Consider the following 1,224-nt stretch of genomic DNA (forward strand, 5'->3'; position numbering starts at 1 on the left):
CCTCTTCCCCGCCCTCGCCGCCGTAGAGGGTGGCGGCGAGGGCGGGGAAGAGGGCGCGGGGCATGCCGAAGACCATGGCGGCGATGTCAGCCATGAAGGTCATCCGCAGGTTGGGCCGGTCACGCAGGAAGCGCAGGCCCTCCAGGACGGAGACGCGCTTGCCGCTGCTGGACGCCTCCGGGTGCATCGCGGGCAGGCGCCACATCGCGTAGAGGGAGGCGCCGAACGCCACGGCGTCCACGAGGTAGGCCGCCTGGAAACTCCACAGGCCGATGAACAGGCCGCCGACCATCGGTCCGACGGTCAGGCCCAGGTTCATGCTGAGGCTGCCCAGCGCGTTCGCCGCCGGGAGCTGCTCGGCCGGGACGAGGCGGGGGATCATCGACGCGCGGGCCGGGGCGTTGATCGCGAAGCAGACCGCCTGGAGGGCGACGATGCCGTAGAGCAGGCCGACCGTGTGCAGGCCCAGCAGCGCCTGGACGGCCAGGACCGCGGAGAGGACGGCCGCGCCGCTCGCGCCGGCGAGGCCGAGCTTGCGGCGGTCGACACGGTCGGCGATCGCGCCGCCGTAGAGGCCGAAGGCGACCAGCGGCAGCAGCGAGCAGAGACCGATCAGGCCGGTGGCCAGCGCTGAGTGCGTCAGCGCGTAGACCTGGACGGAGACGGCCAGCGCCGTCATCTGCTGTCCGATGCTCGAGACCGCCTGCCCGAACCAGAGCCGCCGGTAGTGCGGGTGCTCGCGCAGCGGCGTGATGTCGGCGAGCGACCCGCGGACGGCACGGCCCAGCCGGCTCAAAGGGCGGAGCGGCGACGTGGTGGGGCCGGCGGAGGGGCTGGGAGACGCGGCGTGATCGGACTGCTGTTCTATGGGCACGAGTCATCTTCCCCCATCCGGCTGTGCGGGCCGGACGGGGGAGGGAGCCCACCGAGGAGGAAGGCCAGATCAGTCGACGCGGCGGAAGAGGCCCTCCTGCATCACCGACACCACCAGGCACCCGTTGCGGTCGAAGATCTGTCCGCGCGCGAGGCCTCGCGCGCCGACCGCGACCGGGGACTCCTGCTGGTAGAGCAGCCATTCGTCGGCGCGGAACGGGCGGTGGAACCACATCGCGTGGTCCAGGGACGCCATGTCGAAGTGCCGCTTGCCCCACAGCGGCTCCACCGGGACGCGGACCGAGTCGAGCAGCGTCATGTCGCTCGCGTACGGGCACGGCGCCGGGGTGG

2 protein-coding genes are annotated in these 1,224 nt (G+C 72.5%); both read right to left on the reverse strand.

The features are described from left to right. Nucleotides 1–796 (reverse strand): MFS transporter (locus DN069_RS39155; protein ID WP_243640344.1); only part of this gene is annotated, 796 nt, incomplete at its 3' end. A 147-nt stretch (nt 797–943) separates the two neighbouring features. Further along, a partial coding sequence (locus tag DN069_RS39160; protein ID WP_207892428.1) for an acyl-CoA thioesterase occupies nt 944–1,224 on the reverse strand: 281 nt, incomplete at its 5' end.

This window comes from Streptacidiphilus pinicola (assembly GCF_003258295.1).
Classification (GTDB): domain Bacteria; phylum Actinomycetota; class Actinomycetes; order Streptomycetales; family Streptomycetaceae; genus Streptacidiphilus; species Streptacidiphilus pinicola.